Annotated in this window: 19 protein-coding genes; 11 read left to right on the forward strand and 8 right to left on the reverse strand. The window is 71.5% G+C overall.

The window, feature by feature from the left end; all coding sequences use genetic code 11:
- The first annotated feature begins 232 nt into the window (after positions 1–232).
- The gene (locus tag Prubr_RS31360) at positions 233–1,033 is read left to right on the forward strand and encodes an XRE family transcriptional regulator (protein ID WP_212818637.1); all 801 of its coding nucleotides are present in this window, start codon (positions 233–235) and stop codon (positions 1,031–1,033) included.
- A gap of 173 nt (positions 1,034–1,206) precedes the next feature.
- On the opposite strand, the gene Prubr_RS31365 is transcribed toward Prubr_RS31360, so the two are convergent.
- The gene (locus Prubr_RS31365; RefSeq protein WP_212818639.1) at positions 1,207–1,428 is read right to left on the reverse strand and encodes a hypervirulence associated TUDOR domain-containing protein; all 222 of its coding nucleotides are present in this window, start codon (positions 1,426–1,428) and stop codon (positions 1,207–1,209) included.
- 200 nt (positions 1,429–1,628) lie between these two features.
- On the reverse strand, positions 1,629–2,201 hold the full coding sequence (locus tag Prubr_RS31370) for a hypothetical protein (RefSeq protein ID WP_212818641.1): 573 nt from the start codon (positions 2,199–2,201) through the stop codon (positions 1,629–1,631).
- A 260-nt stretch (positions 2,202–2,461) separates the two neighbouring features.
- Between Prubr_RS31370 and Prubr_RS31375 the strand changes: the two genes are divergently transcribed.
- Positions 2,462–5,080 carry a helix-turn-helix transcriptional regulator gene (locus tag Prubr_RS31375; protein WP_212818643.1) on the forward strand — a complete coding sequence of 873 codons (2,619 nt, stop codon included), beginning with the start codon at positions 2,462–2,464 and terminating at the stop codon, positions 5,078–5,080.
- Positions 5,081–5,178: 98 nt separating this feature from the next.
- Here Prubr_RS31375 and Prubr_RS31380 read toward each other — a convergent pair whose 3' ends face one another.
- Entirely contained in the window at positions 5,179–7,197 is a 2,019-nt protein-coding gene (locus Prubr_RS31380; protein WP_212818644.1) for a WD40 repeat domain-containing protein, read from the reverse strand.
- A gap of 291 nt (positions 7,198–7,488) precedes the next feature.
- Between Prubr_RS31380 and Prubr_RS31385 the strand changes: the two genes are divergently transcribed.
- The 3 genes from Prubr_RS31385 to Prubr_RS31395 all read left to right on the forward strand — a co-directional run bounded on the left by Prubr_RS31385 (position 7,489) and on the right by Prubr_RS31395 (position 10,049).
- Positions 7,489–8,007, forward strand: coding sequence for a hypothetical protein (locus Prubr_RS31385; protein WP_212818646.1), 519 nt, complete (start codon positions 7,489–7,491; stop codon positions 8,005–8,007).
- 208 nt (positions 8,008–8,215) lie between these two features.
- The gene (locus Prubr_RS31390; RefSeq protein WP_246567905.1) at positions 8,216–8,941 is read left to right on the forward strand and encodes a hypothetical protein; all 726 of its coding nucleotides are present in this window, start codon (positions 8,216–8,218) and stop codon (positions 8,939–8,941) included.
- Between the two features lie 571 nt (positions 8,942–9,512).
- Positions 9,513–10,049, forward strand: a complete 537-nt coding sequence (locus Prubr_RS31395; RefSeq protein WP_212818648.1) for a hypothetical protein — start codon at positions 9,513–9,515, stop codon at positions 10,047–10,049.
- Between the two features lie 40 nt (positions 10,050–10,089).
- Here the strand turns inward: Prubr_RS31395 and Prubr_RS31400 are convergent, their stop codons facing one another.
- The 3 genes from Prubr_RS31400 to Prubr_RS31410 all read right to left on the reverse strand — a co-directional run bounded on the left by Prubr_RS31400 (position 10,090) and on the right by Prubr_RS31410 (position 13,571).
- A complete protein-coding gene (locus Prubr_RS31400; RefSeq protein ID WP_212818650.1) occupies positions 10,090–11,796 on the reverse strand; it encodes a CATRA conflict system CASPASE/TPR repeat-associated protein in 1,707 nt (568 codons plus the stop codon).
- Between the two features lie 23 nt (positions 11,797–11,819).
- Positions 11,820–12,185: a CATRA system-associated protein gene (locus tag Prubr_RS31405; protein ID WP_212818652.1), complete on the reverse strand. Its 366-nt coding sequence runs from the start codon at positions 12,183–12,185 to the stop codon at positions 11,820–11,822.
- A 69-nt stretch (positions 12,186–12,254) separates the two neighbouring features.
- Positions 12,255–13,571, reverse strand: coding sequence for an AfsR/SARP family transcriptional regulator (locus Prubr_RS31410; RefSeq protein ID WP_212818654.1), 1,317 nt, complete (start codon positions 13,569–13,571; stop codon positions 12,255–12,257).
- Between the two features lie 235 nt (positions 13,572–13,806).
- On the opposite strand from Prubr_RS31410, the gene Prubr_RS31415 reads away from it, so the two are divergent.
- From Prubr_RS31415 to Prubr_RS31435, 5 genes are all read left to right on the forward strand, one after another.
- Positions 13,807–14,202, forward strand: coding sequence for a CATRA system-associated protein (locus Prubr_RS31415; protein WP_212818656.1), 396 nt, complete (start codon positions 13,807–13,809; stop codon positions 14,200–14,202).
- A complete protein-coding gene (locus Prubr_RS31420; RefSeq protein ID WP_212818658.1) occupies positions 14,189–15,577 on the forward strand; it encodes a CATRA conflict system CASPASE/TPR repeat-associated protein in 1,389 nt (462 codons plus the stop codon). Before Prubr_RS31415 ends, Prubr_RS31420 begins: the two co-directional genes overlap by 14 nt.
- Positions 15,574–18,648, forward strand: coding sequence for a CHAT domain-containing protein (locus Prubr_RS31425; protein WP_212818660.1), 3,075 nt, complete (start codon positions 15,574–15,576; stop codon positions 18,646–18,648). The genes Prubr_RS31420 and Prubr_RS31425 overlap by 4 nt, the downstream gene beginning before the upstream one ends.
- 150 nt (positions 18,649–18,798) lie before the next feature.
- Positions 18,799–19,149, forward strand: a complete 351-nt coding sequence (locus tag Prubr_RS31430) for a hypothetical protein (RefSeq protein ID WP_212818661.1) — start codon at positions 18,799–18,801, stop codon at positions 19,147–19,149.
- A gap of 49 nt (positions 19,150–19,198) precedes the next feature.
- The gene (locus Prubr_RS31435) at positions 19,199–19,537 is read left to right on the forward strand and encodes a DoxX family protein (RefSeq protein WP_212818663.1); all 339 of its coding nucleotides are present in this window, start codon (positions 19,199–19,201) and stop codon (positions 19,535–19,537) included.
- Here Prubr_RS31435 and Prubr_RS31440 read toward each other — a convergent pair.
- Entirely contained in the window at positions 19,525–20,559 is a 1,035-nt protein-coding gene (locus tag Prubr_RS31440; protein ID WP_212818665.1) for a helix-turn-helix transcriptional regulator, read from the reverse strand. The two genes, Prubr_RS31435 and Prubr_RS31440, sit on opposite strands and share 13 nt — an antisense overlap.
- Before the next feature lie 138 nt (positions 20,560–20,697).
- On the opposite strand from Prubr_RS31440, the gene Prubr_RS31445 reads away from it, so the two are divergent.
- The gene (locus tag Prubr_RS31445) at positions 20,698–21,171 is read left to right on the forward strand and encodes a VOC family protein (RefSeq protein ID WP_212818667.1); all 474 of its coding nucleotides are present in this window, start codon (positions 20,698–20,700) and stop codon (positions 21,169–21,171) included.
- A gap of 60 nt (positions 21,172–21,231) precedes the next feature.
- Here Prubr_RS31445 and Prubr_RS31450 read toward each other — a convergent pair whose 3' ends face one another.
- Positions 21,232–22,164, reverse strand: a complete 933-nt coding sequence (locus tag Prubr_RS31450; protein ID WP_212818669.1) for an oxidoreductase — start codon at positions 22,162–22,164, stop codon at positions 21,232–21,234.
- Positions 22,165–22,204 lie beyond the last annotated feature (40 nt).

Below are 22,204 nucleotides of genomic sequence, written 5' to 3' on the forward strand. Positions count from 1 at the left end.
GATCGCACAAGGCACTCGAATCCGTTGCCGAGGACTCCAAACTCCGCTGGCGACCCTATCGCGAGAACCCGGGACTGCAGGGGCAATTTTCCGAGCGGTCACCAGCCTGCTCCGCCAGCGCACGCCACGTCCTCTCATGCCGCGGTCTGCCCGTTCGGGTCTGCTGTGGAGCGCCGGCTGTTCGGCCGTCTCCAGACCAGGGACTGGGTGAGTGGGGCCGTAGGCTGGGGTGGTGGAGACACTGCCGGCGTTCGGCGTGCAGTTGATGCGGCTGGCCGAGCTGCGCGACGTTGACGTCAAGTTCCTGGCCGGCCGAGCGGCTGTCCCGGAGCCCGTGATCACGGCGGTGCTCGACGGCGACGAGCCTGACCCGTCACTGCTGCGCAGGCTCGCCCCCGCCCTCGGCCTGCATGCCAGCGACGTGTTCGTCATCGCCGGTCAACGGGTGCCCGACGACCTCGCTCCACTGGACCCGGCCGCAGCCGGCGACCCGGGTTGGCTGGCATGGCCACTGACGCACCTGCCACGGGCCGTACCGGAGCTGCACCGGTTCGTCCGGTCGATGCCTCAGCTGCCCCGCCCGCAGCGGCCGGCGGCACCAACGCCGCCGTACCTGCGGTACCCGAACGGTGCCGGCGGCCTGATACTGCGCCTGCTACACAACCGCAACCTCAGCTGGCTGGCTTCTGCCAAGTACCTGTACGGCATCGGCCGCCGCGACATCCTGTCGGCGTCGACGATCGGCGCGATCGGACACGGCAGGATGCCGCTGACATCCCACCTGCTCACCGGGTTCGCCGCCTTCCTCGACATCCCATCCCGCGACCTCAGCGCGCTGACCGGCATCGACCTGACCGGCGACCACCCGCCGACCCACCCAGACGCAGCCGAGGTCGCCCGACTGATCTGGAACGCCCGCCGCCTGACCACCGACCAACTGCAACAGGTTCACGATCGGGCGCACAGCATCCGCCACGAACGCGCCGACGAACTCCGCCCCAAGCACCGGTGCAGCTGCCCCGGACGTCCCTGAGGTCCAGCCAGTGGTGGGCCGCTGTGTCATGTCGCGATGCGCGCTCATGGCGGAGTTGAGTGGGTCTGCCATGCGGCTGTCCCTTCGGCCCGGCCGCCCCACTGGACCTTGGGTACGTACCGGCCAGGCCGAAGGCTGCTCGCCTCGCTTGCCATCGAGATGTCCCGGCCGTCTCACTCTTGCTCACGGCGTAGCGCCTCCGGCCGGTGTGCGACGTCCCTACCGGAGTCGTCGTTGCGGATCCGGTACTGCGGGTGCTCCAGTGACGCGTTGACCGGGTGCCCCCGGACCTTCACGCGTTCGGTGATCTCCTCCTTGACGGTCCCGTACGCCCGACCGGAGTGGCTGGCCCACGAAACATGGTCGCCCTTGTGGAACTTTTCGCCTTTAGCCATGTTGCTGGGTACCCGCGGCGCGCACCGCAAAACGACCGGTCGATGGGCTGGTCGCGATGTCCGGCTGCGGCCATCTCCGGGCGATGCCGCCTGGAATGTCACCCGTGCCCAGCCTCGACTGCAAGACGCTCAAGCGGGAGCTCGCGCTCGAATCCGCCCTGGAACCCGAGCGTCGATACATCGGCCTCGTCGGGGAAGGCTCAGCCGAGCCGGAGCTGCCACCCCTCGATGTACGTGGGCGCGGTCACCGTCGACGGATAGTAGCCCCACTCCTCGCACAGCGAACCTCTGGCGCGCCATTTCTCGACGTAGTAGGAGACCTGGTAGGCGTGCACCCCGTAGTCCGCGTAGACCGTCTGGTACGGCTGCACCTCGAAGCTGGTGGACACCCCGATCGCCGTGCTACGTATCTGCACGATCTGGGTGCTGACATTGATCGTGAGCTGTTCGGTGAGCTGGGTGGCCACGCCGACTGACGTGGTGACCTGGTGCGTCCGCGTCTGGGTGGCGGTCACGGTCGCCGAGACCGGATAACTCAGGCCGTTGCTCACGGCGCGACCGTCGCTGGCAAGGAAGACCGGTGTCGAGGAGACGATCCGGTAGCGGTGGGCTTCCCACTGGGAGCCGTAGCGGTTCCAGTACTGGAGGTCGGTCGGGCAGGCCACGATGGCCCCTGCGTGGGCGGCGGTGGGTGCGACCACTACCAGCGATGCGACGGCCAGGCCGACCACGGCGAAATAGGCGCCGAGTCGGGTAGGTCGCGGGGTTCTCACCCCGTCCCGTCCACGATCCTTCGGACGTCTCCTGAAGATCATTTCGACGCTCCTCACACGATAGACAGAATTGCTGTCCCTTCGCGCCGGCCGGCACGGCCGCTATGATGTCAGCACTCGACACCCTGAGACATCGGTAAAGCTACCTATATCGATCTACCTAACCGCTTCGCGGAGGCAGGAACATGTCGTCGGTGGCGGTGGCTCGGCCGAGCGCGGTGATCGGTCGTACGGAATGCGGTCGTGATCTCGAACATCTGGTGGACAACCTGCAGGCCGGCAGGGGCGGTGCCGCCGTCATCTTCGGGGAGCCGGGAATCGGCAAGACCACTCTGCTGACCGCGTCGCTCGCGTACGCGAAGGCGCGCGGCCTCTGCGTGGTGTCGGCTCCCAACAACCCGTTCGGCGATCAGCGCCCCGACGCGCCCGCACCGTTCGAGTGGTGGCGGCGCCTGCCGGACGGCCTGACAGAGTTGTCAGCCCGCACCGACGTACTCCTCGTCCTTGACAACCTGCATCGGCTGCCCCGTTTCCTTGCGCCCGTTCTCGACCGCCTACTTGAGCTCACGGTCTGCGCGCCGGTCCTGCTGATCGCCGCTTACCGTCCCCGGCAGCTTCCGCTGGAGGTGGCCGCTGTGGTCTTCCAGGCGACGTCCTCGCGAGCACTGCGGACGTACCCGATCGGCGCGCTCTCGCTCGCCGACGCCCGACGCATACTCGGCGACCGCCCCGATCTGGCCACCATCCACAGCGACGGGCACGGCAATCCGGCGTACATGCGAATGCTGGCCGCCGGATCGCCGGACACCTCCGACGCCGCCGGCGTGTTCTCCGACGAGCTCGCGCAGCTCTCGCCGACCGACCTGCGAGTAGCGCAGCTGGCGTCGGCGCTCCGCGACCCGTTCTCGCCCGACCTGCTGGTCGCGGCCGCAACGGCCACTTCGGACGATACGCTCACAGCCCTCGACACACTGGTCGCACGGGATCTGATCCGACCGACCGAGCCGGCACCACGGCTCGCCTTTCGACATCCGGTGCTCGCCGACGTGGTGTACGCCGGTATACCGGTCAGTCAGCGGCGCGCGCTACATGCGCGGATCGGGGCGGAACTGGGCAGGCGGGGTGGGCCGATGGCGGCACGCGCGTACCACGTCGCACGGGCAGCCGACCCGGCCGAGCCCGCGCACGTCGACACGTTGCTGGTGGCGGCCCATGAGGCAACAGACGCTCATCCCGACACGGCGATCGGCTGGTTGACGGTCGCGCTGACCCTGATCCCCGAGTCCGATGGCCGGTGGTACGAGGCGCACCTCCTGCTGGCCCGTGCCCGGCTGCTGGCGGGGCAGCCAAAGGCCGGCCGGGAAGTGCTGCACACGCTGCTTGCCCGGGAGCCGGCGCCGGACCGTCAGGTCACGGCGACCGCGCTGGTCCTGTCCAGCGAGGTGGAACGGCAGCTGGGAAACTTCCAGGAGGCGGACGCGCTCGCCCGTACCGCGGCGCTCACGGCGCTCCCCCACGGAGACCGGATCATGAGCCGGCTACGGCGTGAGCTGGCCGAGAACGCGCTGGAGGCGCTGCACTTCGACCGCGCGGCGCGCCAGGCGACCGCCGCCACCCGGCACGCGCGCCGCGGTGGCGATCCGGCGGGCGAGATAATCGCGTTCAGTCTGACGGCGTTGGCGCGGTACTCCGACGACAAGCCGGGCAACGCCGAGCCCGCCATCGAGCGGGCAGCGCGGCGGGCCGACGCGACGTCCGACATGGTGCTGCTGCGCGACCTTTCCTGTCTGTACGAGCTGGCACGGGTCGAGGCGATCATGGAGCGCATCCGTGACGCTGAGCGCCATCTTGAGCGCGGGGTGACGCTGTGCCGTAGCAGCGGGCAGTCGCACATCCTTCCCGCGATGCTGAAGACCCTCGGCGACATCCAGCTTCGGCTCGGGCGACTCGCGCGCGGCTTGGAGACCCTGGACGAGGCCGCGCACCTGGCCCGGATCAGCGATGACCGGCCGAGCCGGGCGCTGGTCGCCGGGCTACGTGCGAACGCCCTGGTGTGGCTACGGGCCGGTGCCGACACGGCCGAGGCGGTGGCCGCGGCGGACGAGGCCGTACGGGTCTGCGACGGGCTCGAGACCGCGTTCGCCGTGGTGGTCCGCGCTATGGCGGCCGAGGCGTTGGTGCACGCGGGCGAGCCCGAGCGTGGCATCCACCTGACGCTTCGCGCTGCGGGTGGACGGGACCTGCCGCGCCTGCCGGCATGGCGCCGCCCCCGACAGTGGGACCTGCTCGCCTACGCGGTGCACGGGACCGGCGGCGAGCCGGGCGCTGCCGACGGTTATGCACGACGCGCCGGAAGTTTCGCCCGGCGACGGCCATCCCCGCTGTGTCTGGGATACGCCGGTCGGGCCGAGGCACGCGCCCACGGCGTACATGGGAATCCCCGCGGGGCGGCGGAGACCGGTACGGCGGCCCTCGCCCAGTTCGAGGCCCGCGATGCCAAGCTCGACGCGGCCCTCACCGGCCTCGTCATCGCCAACGCCTGTCTCGGCAATCGGGTAGCTGACGGCGTTCCGGGCCACCTTGACCGCGCCGCGGGGCTGGCCGACGCGTGCGGATCGCCGCGGCTGGCGGAATACGTCGCGGTGGCCCGGCAAGGCCTCAACGCCACCCTGCCCCTGGCGACGACCGCACTGGACCAGCTCACCGCACGCGAGTCCGAGATAGCGGCGATGGTCAGCACCGGAATGACCAACAGCCAGATCGCCGCCGACCTGGGGCTGAGCGTCCGTACGGTGGACAGCCACCTGTGGCGTGTCTACCACAAGCTCGGGGTGACGAACCGGGCCAGCCTCACCCGGCTCCTGGCCCACCGAACCTGACCGGCAGCCTCGCCGAATCTTGAGCAGATCATTCGGCAAGGTGGCGTGAGGTCAACTTATCGACCCTGTCCGTCGAATCGGGTCAAGCCCAGGGCCGCCTAACGAGTTCCGTCGCCGCCGACGGCTTCATGGTGCACCGGCAACCGCGCGCCGGGGCCGACCGCGACGATGTAGCCGCTGTCTCGGACGATGATCTGTTCGGTGGTGACCGAGAGGATTCGGTAGATCGGTCGCGGCAGGGTGACGGCCCGGATGGTGCGGCCCGTCGCGATGTCCCAGATCCGCAGGACCCGGTCGGCGCAGCTGGTCGCCACGACCGGGACGCCGTCGCGCACGGCCGGCAGGACCGCCCAGACTTTGCCCGGATGTGCCAGTGCCGGCCCTGACGGCTCACCGGTGGCGATGTCGGCGCAGGTGACGGTACCGCCCACGGCGCTGACCACCGCCGCTCCAGCCACGGCCAGGGCGGTGACGGCATCCGGTCCAGGCCACCTCATCGGGTTCACCGCGTGGTCGGCCAGGCCGGTGCGCTCAGCGAACCGGCCGGGAGGCGGAAGTTCGGTCAGGTCCGCGCCGTCGAACCAGCGGATCCCGCCGTCGACGGCGCCGGTCAGCACGACGGTGCGGCCGTGCAGGTCGCCGAGCGCGACCGAGGTCGTCTCCAGTGACTCGGCTATGCGGGTCGAGGCGCGCAGTGTCAGCGTGGCCGCGTCCCAGACGGCGAGGGTGCCCCGGGCATCAACCATCGCGACGAGGCCGTCACGTGTGGCGGCGGCCGACAGAACCGGCCCGGCCATGGGCGGCCGAGGCGCTGTCCGGATATCGCCGGTGGCCGGGTCGACAACCGTCGGTACGAGGTCGGACATGGACAGGACCAGGTCTCGGCCACCGACGCTGACGGTCCGCAACCGCGGGCGCCCACCTACCGACCGGTGCTTGTTGGTACGTTCGCCGACCGACCCGAGCTCCCGCCCGTCGGCCGCGTCGTGCACCCGGTACGGGCCGTCCTCGTCGACAGCGACGACGACGGCCCGTCCGCCGATCGTGGCCGGGACCGCGTCGAGGAAGCGCGGCCGGTCCTTGGCGTCCTGCGTGAGGGGGTCGGTGAGCTCCAGCAGGTTGGTACGCCCTTCGGTGCTGTCGCCCTGGGTCGCGAAGACGAACCGGCCGCGGGCGGCGATTTTATCGACGTCGAATGTGAAGTCGGTCCGGATCGTCCCGCGAACGACCCCGTCACGCAGATCAACGATCCGCAGCGCCCGTGACTCGCCGAGCACGGCCCGGGCACCACCGGCAGCGAACGCCAGCGTTCCGCTCGGGCGCACGGTGGTGGAGAACTGTGCGACCGGCACCGCCGTCGTGGGATCCCAGACGGTCAGCAGGCCGCTCCCGGCGACGGTCACCGCACGCCGCTGACCGTCCAGCACGGTCCAGCCGCCGCAACTTGTCTCCTCGGGCGTGGCCACCTCGCCGGTGCGCCGCAGCCCGTCGAGGTCGTGGAAGCACACCGTCCCCGTCCAGCGGTCCTCGCCGCCAAAGCTCAGGACGGCTGGCGTGCCGTCGGTGCTGATCGCGACGCCGGCGACATAGCCGCCGTGTGCGGCGGTCCTCGCCAGCAGCCGGCCGTCGGCCAGATCCCACTGCAGCAGGTAGCCGCCCTCGGTGCCGGTGACCGCGACACCGGCGCCGACCGCGAGGCTGCGCAGGCCGCCCGCACGCCGGGGGACGTCGTCGGGGTCGGTGGCCAGCAGCAACTTGCCGGTGGTGAGGTCCCACACGAGCAGCCGCCCGTCCTCGACCGCGACGACGGTGCCACCGGCGAACGTGGCATCCCAGTGGAACTTGTCCCGCCCCTCCAGCCGCAGCCGGTGCACCACACCATCAGTCAGCGAGGTGCGGAACACCGTGTCCCCGGCAAGCGCCCACGCGAACGTGTCGTCCAGGCGCACCGCCTTGATCATGGAGCCGAGCTGGTGCGCCTGCCGTAGTGCCCGGCTCAGCGGTTCGCCGGCGGTCCATTGCGGCAGCCACGCCGCCGGACTCTCGGCCCGCAACTGTTCGGCGTGTTCGGTCTGTCCACGCCGCAACAGCGTCAGCATGCGCTCAAAGCGGTCCAACTTGTGTCCTCCCCGGAAATCATGAGCACGATACCCAGGAGGCGAATAACGGCCTCATCGTCAGGCCGGCCGGCTCACTCGCTTGACTTCCGTGGAACGGGCAACGGCTGTCGCGGAGCACGCCTTGATCGAACGCCCGCATCTGCCGCTGACCGTACGCGCTGACGACCCTGAGCCGTCACGGTCCGTGTCGGTCGTCCAGGCCGGCAGGCATCCTGGACAAGCCGAGAGTAGTAGCGGACTTCTATGGCACGTTGGTGGCATAGAATCTCTTGGATCTTGGGGGTCTCCTTGCGTCTGTTGCTGGCTTGCCTCGTGGCCATCGTTTCGGTCGGGCTCGTCGCGTTCGGTGGCGTGAGCGCACTCGCTGGGTTCCTGGACCAGCGCGCGGCGGATCGCGTGTACGTGGTCCAGTTCAAACGCCCCGGCGACGATTGCGGCGGCGCGCGGCAGTTGCACCTCGACGTGACCGACGGAAAGCCGCTGAGCTGCCGACCAGGGTCTGCGGGAGTCGTCGGGGGATACGCCAGAAACGACCTGCCCGGCTTCGCCGACGCGCAGAACGAGCAGGTGCTGACCTTGGCCGAAGGGCTCGGCGGCGATGGGCTGTCGAGCGCTGAGCAACGCCAGATCCAGGACCGGGTGGATCAGATCTTGGCCACGGTGCCAGCCGCCGAGCGGCCGGACCGCAGGCCGGGCTTGTGGGGCGCGCGCCAGGCCTGGCTAGGGGGTGGGCTGGCCGTGGCCGGCGTGGTCGGGTTGGTTGCCCTCCTGCTGCTCGCCATCCGCGCTACCAAGCGGGGACGCTGAGGTGGAGAGGAAACGGAACCCCCGCGGAGCAGGGCAGGGGTCGCCGATCCGCCGGCTGGGCGGATAGGCGTACGGGCCGCCCCCGGACTCAGACGGCGACGGTGATGATGAGGCTGTCACCGGTCCTCGTCGGTGAACCGCCGCCGGTCGAAGCCAGCGTCCACCTGCCACGGTCGCCGACGCGCACGCTGCGCGAGGGGACGCGGGCGTGGACGACTGGGATGATGGGCCGATGCTGCATTCGTTCCATCTCGCACTGCTTCCACCGGCCCTGACCTTGCGCACGCTGCGCCGCATGCCTCGCGCGGCTGGGCTGCGGCACGCCGAATGCCTCGCGCTCATGCGGCTCGGCTCCCCGGCGCTGTCGGTGGAACGGATGCAGCTGCGACGCCTTGCCATGTTCGCCGAATGGGACGACGAATCGGCGTTGCAACGGTTCCTCGCAGACGACGATCTGGGGCGACGGCTCGACGACGGCTGGCATGTGCGGTTGCAGTACCTGCGGCGCTACGGCGAGGTGTCCGCGCTCGCCGGCCTGCCGGAGCAGGCCGGCCGGTGGGATCCGGAGGAGCCGATCGTGGCCGTCACTCTCGCCCGGCTCAAGCTCCCCGAACTCCCCCGGTTCCTGAAATGGGGACGGCCGGTCGAACGCCTGGTCGCCCACCACCCCGGCACCACCTTCGCCACCGCGGCGGTACGCCCGCCCCACACGTTCTCCACCTTCACGATCTGGCACAGCGTCCGCGCGATGACCGACATGGTCCACGGCCGCAGCGCCGTCCCACAGGCCCATACACACACCGTCGCCATGGCTGAACAGCACCGCCGGGACTTCCACCACGAATCCGCGTTCATGCGGTTCCGCCCGCTGTCCGAACACGGAACCTGGGAAGGGCGCCGCCTTCTGCCTGACCGATTCGAGAACCACGCTTGATCAGGTGCACACACGTGCCGCTGACGACGGGCTACGGCCTGGCCGGCGACGTCTGCCGAGCCAGCGTGATGGAGCCGGTCAAGGTCGCTTCTGGAAGGCCCTCTGGGGGCAGCTGGGCGTGGTCACCACTCGAAGGTCTTCCACTCCCGCTGCGGAACGGAGCCTCCGCTGGTGTCCCAGCAGCGGTCAGCCCATGCCCTCGCCACGAGCACCGCGCGGCTCAGTACGCTGTCGCCGGCCCGCTGTACCCGTAGCACCAACCCGAGATCCGGCGAGCACGGACCGGCACACTGCGAGTGCCGAAGACTCGTCGTAATAGGCGGTTACCGCCGGCCCGGCGAACCTTGCGTCAGTGCACTGCTGAAGCCAGAAATCCGCCCTCCCCGCACCGCCCGAGCGCGCTGCGAGAACAGACAGACGCGCTTTGGACATCACCGGACGTGGACGACGCGCAGCTTGAAGTACGGGCGGAGCGGATCGGAAGCACATCGGCAGCGGGTCGAGCCTTTCTCGGGAAGCACCCGTCGCGGTGCAGTGGACGCACTGATCGCCCGCTGTGCGAGGAGGGGCCATGTCCGACGGGAAGTGGAGTCAGCTCAGCAGTTCCTTCGAGTTCGTGCACAAGAACCTCGACGGCTTCAAGATCAAAGAGAAGGTCGATTCGATGGGGATCGACGGCTACATCAACTACTGCGCGCTGCTGGCGGCCGGAAGTGGTGCCGTGGCCGGGGTCGGTGGACCGATCACGTTCGTGGTCGGTGTTCCCGCCGACGTCGCCAACACCGTCGCGCAGCAGTTCCGGGTCACGCTGGCGGTGATCTACCACCGGACCGGCCGGTATGCCGTGTCCTTCCCGGAGTTCATGAAGATCGTCGGCCTGTCCCTCGGGGTCGAGGTCGGCGTCATGGGCCTGCAGCAGGTGGTGCGGGTCGTCGCCCAGGTGATCCTGAAGAAGCTCACCGCACGCGTCGCGGGCAAGGTGATCCCGTTCGTGGGCGCGGCGGTGGGGGGTGGCCTCAACTACGCCTTCATCAAGGCGATCGGGGGGACGCTGCTCGCGTTCGAGGACAGCATCTTCAACGCCCGTCGGGAGCTGCCGCCCGGGTGACGGCCGGTACCGGCCACCCGACTACGCGGGCAGGACCGGCTCAGGGTGCGCGGCGGTAGGCGTCGAGGTCGGCGAAGTCGCCCGCGGCCAGCCAGTCCTGCCCGTGGTCGTCGACGGCGCAGCCGGCGAGCCGCAGCCGGTGGGCGAGCTTGCGCCGGAAGTCGACGGTGTCCCGCAGCTGGAGGAAGTTGCGCCCGTCCAGGTCGGCCACGGGACGGTGGGAGCCCGCCTTGACGATGACGGTCCGGTCGGGATAGGCGGCGAGCGCCATGCCGAGTTCCAGCAGTACGTTGGGGCGGGCCTGCATGCCGGTCGTCCACTCGTGTGGCTCGTCGGTGTCCAGGCGCAGGCTCGGGTGCAGTCCGACCACGTCGTCGGGGGTCAGCACCACCACGGCCGCCCGCGCGCGGGTCACCGCGTGGGCCACGACGTCGCCGAGGAACGGGGTGGCCATGCCGGTGCCCGAGACGAGGGCCTCCCACTCCAGCGGTTTGAGGTCCAGGGCGCGCAGCAGGGTGAAGATGCCGTCGCGGACCGCGGCGTCGCGGCCGTGGACGACAAACACACTGCGGGCGACGTCGTCGGCGGGCGTACCGGTGACCGGCGGCCGGTCGACGTCCGGCGACCGCGGGTCCGGTGGCGGGTCGGCGGATCTGCCCCCGGTCAGGTGGCGGGCCCGGGCCGCCGTCGTCTCCAGGTGTTCACGCTCGTCGTCGAGGTGGGTGAGGAGCCAGTCGATCAGGTCCCGGTCGTCGGCGAACAGTCCCCGGACGTCGGGTGGGGTCCTCCCCCACGCGGCCGCCATGTTGTGCTTCGCCACGCCGACGGCGTGGCGCATGGTCCGCAGATCCTCCACCGACAGGTTCGCGTCCCGCTGTACGGCGGTCAGTGCCCCGATCACCGCCGCGGAGGTGTCGCCGGCGCGGACGTCGGCGGCCAGCGCGTCCACGCGGTGGCGCAGGTCGTCCGACGGGTTGTCCCGGTGCAGTACCCGCAGCTGGAAGCGGGCCTTCGCCGCGTGGAGCAGATAGCGGGCCAGTGGCGGAATGGCCGCGCTGCCGTCGGACCACACCCACGCGCTCACCGTGGCGTCGTCGTGGGTCGGGGCGGCCAGCAGAAGCCGCCGTTCCCAGCGGGCGTCGTCGGCGTACGGCAGCTCCCAGAGCAGCGCGGAGTCTCCGAGTTGGGCGGGATCGGCCCACCGGGGCGCCTGGCCGGGCAGCTGCCCGGCCAGGGCGTGGCCCACCGCCGCCCGCCCGGCGGGTGGGATCTCGGCCGGGCCGACGTCGGACAGGCCGGTCATCCCGGCGAGATAGACGCGGACCACCCCCAGCAGTGGGGCGGTCCGGCCGACGGCGAGGGCGCTCCACTGCCGGTCCAGGTCGTGCCACCGCGGCCAGTGGGCGGGCGCGGGGTCGGTCGGCGGCGGTCCGGGGGCCAGCGCCAGCGACAGGTTGAGCAGGTCGTGGTGGCGGCGCAGCACGGCCTGGTAGTCCGCGTCGGCGCGTTCCTGGCCGGCGAGGATCCACTCGGGTCCGGTGCCGGCCGGGTCAGGCAGGTCGGCGGCGGTTTCGGGTAGCCGTGCCGGCGCGTCGAGGCCGGGGATCGCGTCGTCCAGCCGGAACAGGTGGCGGCAGGCGTCCCACAGGTCGCGCAGCGCGGCGTACGCCGTGGTGGCGTGGGGGCCGCCGGCGGGCGCGAAGACGTGGACGACCATCTGCTGGTCGACCAGGCGGGGTTCGCCCACCGCCGGCTCCGCGTGCGGCGCGGTCACCGCCTCGACGGCTTCGACGGTGCCGGTTCGGCCGGCGGGTAGGCGGCGGTCATGGCGTCGACGGTCCGGCCCACCCGTTCCCGCACGGTCTGCGGCATCGAGCGGTCCGGCGGGGCGGAGACCCGTTGGATGCGGTCCGGGCCGGCCAACTCCAGGGCGGCGACCGCCCGCGCCAGTGCGGTAAGGTCCCGGGCGGCGATGGCGGCTTCCGCATCGGTCAGCAGTTCCTCGACCGTCGACCACCGCTGGTCGGGAAGGTGCCATTCGGTCAGGTCGGCCAGGATGTCCCGCGCGTCACGGACCGCGTCGGGTTCGGGTGCCGCCGGACCGGCGGCCGGTTGTGGCGGGAGTTGGTTCTGCACCCGGCCGTCCTTTCAGGCCGATCCTTCGAGGTCAGGCTGATCCTTCGAGGTCAGACTGATCCTTAGCGGTCAGGGCAAGCCTTTGAGGAACGAGGCGACGTCCAGCATAGCGGTGCGTTGGAGGTCCTCCGGTCGGACGACGACGCGCAGTTCCCGGCTCACCGGCTGGTGTCGTGACCGTCGTACGAACGACTCGACGATCGTCGTGATGAGTGTCGCGGGCTGCGTCCCGTCGACCCGGGCCAGCCCCGCGCCCATCACGGGCACCGCCACCGGCTCCCGGCGCCCGTGCAGGTCGACCGCGTCCCAGAGGTTGTCCAGGCTGTGCCGTAGCCGGTCGAGGGAGGACCGTGCCACGAGATCGTTGCCCATGACGCTGTACGCCACGGCGAAGACCTGGCGGCTCGATCCCCGCAGCACCGCCACCGTGCCGACCGGGTAGCGGGCGAGTTTCCCGCGCCGCTTGTCGGCGCGCGACTCGACGGTGACCGGGTCGACGGTGCGCAGGGCGTTGCGCAGGTCCCGGTCCAGGCGGGTGCGGTCGCCCCCGTAGAGACGGTCGAGCACCTGCCCCTGGAGGCTGGTGCGGCTGATCACGACGTCCTGTGTGATGTCGGTGTCGAACGTGTCGCTGAACCCGACGGCCAGGTGGGCACCCTCCTGGGCGAACAGGTCGCCGCCGGTGACCACCACGGCGGTGCCGAGGGCGGCCAGGTCCCGCCGCAGCGTGCCCGCCCGCGTACGCGACCGGCCGCGCAGCTCCCCCAGCATGGCGGCCAGGCCCGGGTCGTCGGGGTGTTCGGAGTGCAGCACCTCACCGACGCGCAACGCCTCGTCGAAGAGTCCGAGCTGCTGGTACGCCTCGACCAGGGCTCGGCAGGCGGCGGCGTGCATGGGACGCAGCCGCGCGATGGTCGCCCGCGCGAACGCGTACTCCTCGACGTGGAACAGCGGACGGCCCCGCCACAACGCCACGGCCTCGGTGAGCAGTTCCACGGCTGTCGCCGCGTCGGTCTGCTGCGCCCGCGCGAGCAGGTCGCCGAACCGGTGCAGGTCGACGTGGTCGCGCCCGACGGTGAGCCGGTACGCCGAGGTGGCCGCGCCCCGGTCGGTGGGGATCAGCAGCGACTCGGCGCCGGCGCGGTCCGGTTCCAGGACCCGGCGCAGTTCCAGGATCCGCTTCTGGACGCTGATCCGGTCCTCGCGCCGCACGGTGCGGGCCGGCGTCGGCCAGACGTCCCGGAAGATCTCGTCGACGGTCACCAGGTCACCGTTGGCGATCACCAGTCGCGCCAGCACGGCGATCGTCGTCGGGGTGAGCTTGACGGCCCGTCCGTCCACCTCGACGACGGTCGGTCCCAGCAGCCCGATACGGACCCGGCTCACCTTCGGCTCCGGCCGGTCGCCATCGTCACCGGAAGCGAATCGGAAGCACGTCGGAAGCAGGAGTGCCATTTCACCGGAAGCAGACCTCCGTGTTCGCTTTCTGGTGTGTCCCCACTGTCGAAATGCCCGGCCATGCATCCCCGGATCCGCTCGACGTCCGGAGGATACCGGGCCGCGCCACGCTCCCCCGTGGACGGTCCGGAACCCGACCCCGCCGTACCGAACGGTGGGTGCCGTGACTGACCACGGGCTGTCGGACCGTACGGAACTGGACGGCCTGCTGTGCGACATGTCGGACTGGCGGCTGCCGGCCGACGCCTGGCATCGCGCCGGCGAATCCGTCGACGTGCTCGCCGACGCCGTACGCGCCGGCGACCGGACGACGGCCGCGTGGGCCGAGGCCACACTGGAACTCGTCGGCCCCGAACGCGCCAACCGACTCGGTGAGGAAGGATCCCGTGAGCCCACGCCACCGCCGCAGGACGTCCGTGACCGGATCCTCGAATTCCCGCACCGCTTCGGCGCCGCGCCGCGGCAGCACTGCTGGTCCACCGGCCCGGACGGCGCCCCGACCGGAACCGACCGATGTGGAGCTGGTCGTGCATGTCTTTCTGCCCGTGACCGGACCTGACCGGCACACGGCACTGCCGTGGGTGCACCACGTCTGGCGGCGCTGCGCCGAGGTGGCGGGCATGGACCAGGCGGTGGCGGCCCTGCCCGCCGCACCCCCGGACGCCCTCGCGGACCTGCCGACCGGCAGCCGACCCGTCGCCGCGTGCACCGGCCCGGGCCCCGGCGTGCACCAGGCCCTGCTGTACCGGGAACACGATCTGCTCTGCCTGTCGGTCGTCCTCGCCCCGGACCCACCCACCGGATGGGAGGCGTCGGAGCGGCTCTGGGAACGCCTCGTCGGAGGCGGTCCCGTCGCCGCCCCGACGATCGGCGAGGCGCGCCTGTTCCTGGCCACCGGAGAATGGCCGCCGACCCCACAGGCCGCGGTGACCCGCACCGGATTCCGGGTGTGGGAGGAGTCCGCCCTCGACGACCAGCGGCAGGTGCGCCGCCTGTTCGCCGTCGCCCCGGCCGGACACACCGTACGGCTGAGCGACTGGACCTGGACCGGCGGGCCACCGGTGCCGGCGCCGTTGACCCGCTACCTCATGTCCATGGCGACGATCCGCCACCAGCTGCGGATGTGGGCCCATGCGGACGAACTGCGGGCCGCCCGGGACGAGGCCGACACGCTCCTCGACCGGTTGCTGCCCACCCTCGACGACGACCCGGTGGCGGCGACCACGGCCGAGGAGACCGTACTCACCTGGACCCGGCACCTGGCCCGCCTGCGGTCCACCGAGGCCCGCCTGGTCACGGCCGCGACCGACCTGCGCCGGGTACGACGGACCGTCCAGATCGCCGCTGCCAACGGCGACCGGGCGATCCGGCCGGAGGTGTCCCCGGACCCGGCCGGGCCGGGACCGTTCCGCGACGACCACGCCCTGACCGAGTGGTTCACCCACCGGCTCGACGACGACGGCGAATACCTTGACGCCGCCCGGGAGCGGATCAGCACCCTCACCCCGCTCATCGAACACGCCCTCGCGCAGCGCTGGCAGGACCGGCGCGAACGGATCTCCCTGGCCCAGGCGGCCGTGGTCGGGGCACTGGTCGTGCTGCTGACGACGGCCCAGGCGGTGGCCTACGACGTACCGCTGCCGAACGCCGCCAAGTCCGGGCTGGTGGTCACCGCCGGCGCCGCCGCGCTCTACCTGCCGCTGCTGGCGTTGCGCCCCGCCGTACCGGCCCACCGGGCCCGGATCACCCGCTACGCGCATGTGGCGCTGGCCGCCGCCGGTGCCGGCGCCGTCTGGACGGTAACCGTCGCCGTGGCGCCCGGCGCGGGACCCGTGGCGACGGTGGCACCGCCCGTGGCGGCCTTCGCAGTCGTCTGGGCGGCGGCGGCGGTCACCGACCTGCTGCGGCGCAGGCGACGTCGGGGGGCGGCATGACCGCGCCGGATTCCACCGACCCGTTCACGCACGGCCTCGCCCTCAACGACGAGGGCATGGACCTGCGCGAGCGGTTCCAGGCGACCGGGTCCGACGCCGACCTCGACGCCGCGATCGAGACCGTACGCCGGGCCGAGGCGCTGATCGACGCGGGCGGCAGCGGCGGAACCGCCCACGGCACGGTGCTGTCCAACCTCGGTTCCATGCTGGCCACCAAGGCATACCGTACCGGCCGGCCGAAGCTGCTCGAGGAGGCCATCGTCCACCTGCGCCGCGCCATCACGTGCACCGCCGAGACGACCCACGACCGTGCCGCCCGATCCGCCAACCTCGGCCAGGCCCTGGCCGTCCAGGCGTCCCTGAACGGCGACCCGACCACCGTGGCCGAAGGGCTCGCGCTGCTCGAGGAGGCGCTGCGCGTCAGTGACCCCGACGACCCGGTCCGGGCCGTCGCCGCGTCGGCGTACGCGATGGGCCTGCGGGTCCGCGCCGAACTGACCGGTGCGCCCGCCCACCCGGCCGCCGAGGTCCCCGACCCGTACGCGGTGCCGGACACGCTCCCCGACGACGCCGACCCCGACCAGGTGGCGGCCGTGCTCACCAACGTCGGCCTGGCCCGGTTGCAGTCGGCCGACCCCGCCGAGCGCGACACCGCGATCGCCGAGGCCCTCGACCTCGCGGCCCGGGCGGTGGCGGCCATGACGCCGGCCCGGGCCGACAGCGCGACCACCGCCGGCCACCTGGTCACCCTCGCCCTGCGCCACTACCACCGGACGGGCCGGCTGTCCGAACTGGACCGGGCCGTCGCACTCGGTGACGCGCTGACCGACCGGCTGCCGGCGGGGCTGCGACCGATGCTGCTCGTCAACATGGCGCTGGCACTGGACCTGCGCTCCCGGCGCTCGGCGTCGTTGGCCGACGCGACACGGGCGGTCGCCCTGTGCGAACGGGCCGCCCAGGAGACGGCCGACTCCCCCCAGGTGGCCGCCACGGTCGCCCTCAACCACGCGATCTGCCTGGAGAACCGCTGGCGGCTGGCCAACGACCCCCGCGACCTGGTCCAGGCCAGGAGAATCCTGACCCGGGTGGCGGGCACCGCCCCCGCACCGGCGGTACGGGGGCACGCGGCGATGAACCTGGCCGCGTTGCACCTCGCCCGGGCCGAGCACACGGCCGAACAGGCGGCACAGGCGCGTCCGGCACCCACCGGATCCGGCATCGCCGGTCGGGTCGCCCACCGCGCCGGCAAGCTCTACCGCACCGCGCTGTCGCGACTGAGCGCGGTCGGCGACATCGACCACGCGATCGGATACGCCACCCAGGCCGCCGCCGAACTCCCGACCGACTGGGACGGGTACGGCACCGTCCTGCTCAACCTGGCCCGGGCCCACGTCGCCAGGTGGCGCCGCGACGGCCGCCCCGCCGATCTGGAACAGGCGACGGACACCTACCGCCGGCTCGTCGACCTGGACTCCGAGGCGCCGCTGCGCAGGATCATCGCCGGCCAGGAATGGGGTGACCTGGCCGCCGGCACCGGCGCCTGGCCGACGGCCCACCAGGCGTACCGACGCGCCGTCACGCTGCTGCCGATGTTCGCCACCTGGCGGGCCGACCGCCGCGACCACGAGTTCGTGCTCGCAATGGTGTCGGAGCTGGCCCGCGACGCGACCGCGGCGGCGCTGCACGCCGGCGATCCCGACGACGCGGTCGTCCTCGCCGAACTGGGACGCGGCGTCATGCTCCACCACGTCACCTCGTACTACACCGAATTCGACGAAGTGGCCCGCACCGCCCCGACGCTCGCCGGGCGGCTACGGACGACGCTGTCGGCGCTGAACGAGGACGGGGTGACCCCACCCCCACCGGACCCCGTCCCGGACGCCCGGGAAGCGGCCGAACCGGCTGATCCGCAGACGGACCTGGTGACGGCCCTCACCGGCCGGCGCCACCTGATCGACCGCCTGGCGCAGATCCTGGACGACGTCCGGGCACTGCCGGGCCTGACCCGGTTCGCCCTGCCACCGCAGCCGGCAGAGCTGCGGGCCGAGGCGGCCGAAGGCCCGGTCGTGATCGTCAACGTCAGCCGGCACCGGTGCGACGCGCTGCTGGTCGGCGCCGACGGCGTCACCCACGTACCCCTGCCGGACCTGCGACACGCCGACGTGACCGCCCGCGCCCGGCAGCTGGTCACGGCAACCGCAGACGGCGACGAGGAGACGGTTCGGACGATCCTGCGATGGCTGTGGGCGACCACCGTCGGGCCGGTACTCGCCCGGCTCGGCATGGCCGCGACGGCCGCCGGCGGCCGGCTGCCCCGGGTGTGGTGGGTTCCCACCGGCATGCTCGCCGCCATGCCGCTGCACGCCGCCACCGACGACAACCACTGCGCACTCGACCTGGTGGTCTCGTCGTTCGCGCCGACCATCCGGTCCCTCGGCCACAGCCGGCGGACCCGGACGACCAGCCTGCCGCGCCGGCTCTGCCTGGTGTTGCCGTCCCCGGACGACCGCTCCGGGCTGCCCGCGGCCCGCCGCGAGGCACACCGCCTGCGGGAACGGTTCGGCGCCGACCACACCGACCTCATCGCAGCGGAGGCGGGCGCGGCGACGGTCGCGGCGGCCCTGCCCGGCCACGCCTGGGCGCACTTCGCCTGCCACGCCCGCAGCGACCTCGCCGACCCGTCGAACAGCCGGCTGCTGCTCTCGTCGGCCGCCGACGGCGCCCTCACCGTCGAACGGCTGGTGCGCCTGCGGGCAGACGGCGGCGAACTCGCCTTCCTGTCGGCCTGCGAGACGGCGATGTCCGGACCGCACCTGGCCGACGAGGCGGTGCACCTGGCGGCGGGTTTTCTCACCGCCGGATTCGGCCAGGTCATCGCCACCCTGTGGGCGGTCAAGGACCCGGTGGCCCGCCGTACGACCGGCGAGGTCTACGCGACGCTGATCGACCAGCGCGGAGACACTGCCCCGGTCGCGGCGGCCGACGCCCTGCACCGGGCCGCGCTGGCGGCCCGGGCGCGCTACCCGGACGCCCCGACGGCGTGGACCGCCTACATCCACCTGGGGCGTTGATCGGTGGCGGGGTCGCGCACAACGGGGCGCTTGCACGGGTCAAGGCGGTCATGGGTCAGCGCGCGGCTGAATCCACCTACGGTGTGGCCGGCGACCTGCTGACACCGTGGACGAGTCCACCGCGGATTGACCAAGGGCTACGCTGACAGCGTGGAGTCGCCCAGCCCTCGGCACCTTACCGCCTTCGTGCGCAGTATCGCCATCCTGGCGCTGCAGGCCGAGACGCAGCTGGCGTGGCTGAGCCGTTTCGATGGCCGCTCTCCGACGGTTGACGAGCTCGCTCTCGAGTTTGACGACGGGTTCGGACTCGTGCCGACATTCATCGAGCGAGGCTGGCTCAGTAACGCGGCTGTGAGCGTGCTGACCCAGCTCTCCAGCCAACTCGATTCCATGAGCGGTGATCACAACGCTCACCTGTGGTGCGCAGACGCGCTCAGCGGCCGGTTGGAGTGGGATCGAATCAGAGCATCAGCAAGAGCTGCGCTGATGCTCCTGGACTGACGAGTCCAGCGTCGGGCGCATCATGCAACCGAAAGGCAACCTGGAGACCATGGCCAACACCCTCGCCATAATCCTCGCGGTGTCGTTCCTGTTCACCGGCCTGCCCATGGTCACCGGCCGGCCGAGCTCCATCGAGCACGGCAGGCACCTCGGCTTCTCCGCCCGAAACTATCGCCTGCTGGGGGCTCTGCAGATCCTGGGAGCGGCAGCCCTGGGCCTCGGCCTCGTCTGGAAGCCCATCGGGATAGCCGCAGCGATCGGTTTCTCGCTCATGATGGCCGGAGCGGTCGTCACTCACCTCCGCGCCGGTGACCCCGCGCCCAGAGTGTTGCCGGCGGCCGTCTTCGGGTTGGCCTCGATCGCGGTGGCCGTCCTCTATCTCGGCTGATCTGACGACGGACGGCAGAAGTCTGCGGACGTCGACACCGCCGACGGCGTGGGTTCGGCTGCGCTTCTGCTGAACCGGTGGGCCAGTTGGGCGAAGGCCTGCGTGAGTTCGGCGGGGCCGACGACTTCGAAGTCGGCGTCGTAGCGCGCGACGGCGGCGGCAAGGCTGGGCCAGGACCAGGAGCCGAGGGTGAGTTTGCAGCGGTCGGGGCTGATCTCCTCGACGACGCCGTCGCGGGTGTGGAGGGCGACCGTTGCCGCGGGCAGGTGGAGGATGACGCTGCCCTGGCAGGGCCAGTTGCCGGAGGCGTCGCTCGAGCCTCGGAAGGTGCTCGTGACGTAGGTGGCCACGTCGCCTCCGGGCAGTTCGCGCGGGCTGAAGCGGGGTCCGTTGGGGGTGCGCAGACGTATCCGGTCGGCGCGGAAGGTCCGCCAGTCCTGGCGGTCGAGGTCCCAGGCGACGAGATACCAGCGGGTGTCCCGGAAGATGACGTGGTGCGGCTCGACGCGGCGCGGCGGCCTGTCCATGGTTTCGGTGCCGTAGTCGAAACGCAGGATCTCGTGGGCGTGAACGGCGGCGCTGATCGCGAGCAGGACGTCGCCGTCGACGGGTACGGCCGGTTGCGTGGTGGGTCGTTCGACGGCGGTGATCCGCAGCGCGTCGATCCGGTGGCGTAGCCGGCTGGGCATGACCTGGCGGACGGTGTTCAGGGCCCGCGCGGTGGGTTCGGCGAGGCCGCTACCGGCGGTGGTGGCCGCGATCTGCAGGGCGATGGTGAGGGCAACGGCCTGCTCGTCGTCGAAAAGCAGCGGCGGGAGTTCGGTGCCGGCCCCGAGCCGGTAGCCGCCGTCGGGTCCCTTGACGGCGGCGATGGGGTAGCCGAGTTCGCGGAGCCGGTCGACGTCGCGGCGTACGGTGCGCAGGCTGACGTCCAGGCGGTCGGCGAGCGCCGTACCGGGCCAGTCTCTGCGGGTTTGCAGCAGCGACAGCAGAGCCAGCAGGCGCGCAGAGGTTTTCTGCATGAGACGGAGTCTGCCGGATATCGGTGACACAACCTGGCACCTACTGCTGCGAATCTGGCTCCGGCCGGCAGCCAAGGCAGTCCGGCGGAGCCGCCACGGCCGCTTCCTCATCCACGACACATCCCGACAGGACTCACCATGGGCATCACCACGACCGCACATCTCAACTTCCGCGGCAACGCCCGCCGGGCGCTGGAGTTCTACCAGTCGGTCTTCGGCGGCCGGCTGACGGTCATCACGTACGGCGACTTCGGCATGCCGAACGGACTGCCCGACACCGACAGGGTCGTCTGGGGCCAGGTGGAAGCCGACAACGGCTTCCGCATCATGGCCTACGACGTTCCCAGCCAGGCGGAAGCCACGACGGGCACCGCGGCGGCTTCCACCACGTGGCGCGAGAACGGCATGACGCTGACCGGACAGCCGTACTTCATGTGCATCCGCGGCGAATCCGTCGAGGAGGTCGGCGCCCTGTGGGGAACGCTCGTCGACGGGGCCACCGTGGTCGAGGCCTACGCCACGACGCAGTGGGCCCCGGCGTTCGGAATGCTGACCGACCGCTTCGGCGTCACCTGGATCCTCGACGTCGCCGCCCGGCACACCGCCGCCTGACAGCGAGGACGTACGCGTCGGTCTTCCCACCCGGTCTGCCTTCCGGGTCCTTCACGGGATCTACCGACCGTGGCCGGGAGGACCGCTCCGGTGCTCACCGGACGCGGCGGCGAGCGGGAAGGTGACGCCGGTCAGTTCCTCGGACACCGTCCACAGTCGACGGGCGAGCGCGCTGTCGCGGGCGGCTCCGGACCGGCCGACGAGCTTCGGTGCACCGCGGCTCTCCAGGAAGCCGCTGGGGCCGGCGTAGCTGCCGCCGGGGACGTCCGCCACCGCCGCGTAGACGACAGGCAGCGCGCCGGCCTCCTCGCTCTGCGCCAGGTGCCCGAGGAAATTCGTCTGGAGCCAGCGCAGCGGGGACTGCCCGTTCTCGAGGTGCCCGAGGAGGTTCGTGGCGGCCAAGCCGGGATGGGCGGCGGTCGCGATCACCGGTGAGCCCGCCTCGGTCAGGCGGTGCTGCAGTTCCAGGGTGAACAGCAGGTTGGCCAGCTTCGACTGCGCGTACGCCGGGAAAGCCCGGTAGCGCCTGCGCTGCCAGTTGAGGTCGTCGAAGTCGATCGTGCCCGTGCGGTGCCCGGTGGAGGAGACGGTGACCACCCGCCCCCGGATCCGCGGCAGGAGGAGATTCGTGAGCGCGAAGTGCCCGAGGTGGTTGGTGCCGAACTGAAGCTCGAAACCGTCGGCGGTACGACCCAGTGGCGGGATCATCAGACCCGCGTTGTTGATGAGCACGTCGATCGGCTCGGTGGACCTCTCGGCGAACGCGCGGACCGAGGCGAGATCGGCGAGGTCGAGCTGCTGTACGTCGATGTCGCCGGTCATCGTCGCGGCGGCGGCGCGACCCTTGGCGAGGTCGCGGACGGCGAGTACGACGTGGGCCCCCTTGGCGGCGAGCATGCCGGTGGCGGCGCGCCCGATGCCGCTGTTCGCGCCGGTGACGACGATGGTGCGGCCGGTCAGAGCCGGGATCTGCGCGTCCGTGAACGTTGTCATGGGAAGCAATGTATGCGGTGACAACAATGTCGTCAACAGC

This window comes from Polymorphospora rubra (genome assembly GCF_018324255.1).
GTDB lineage: Bacteria > Actinomycetota > Actinomycetes > Mycobacteriales > Micromonosporaceae > Polymorphospora > Polymorphospora rubra.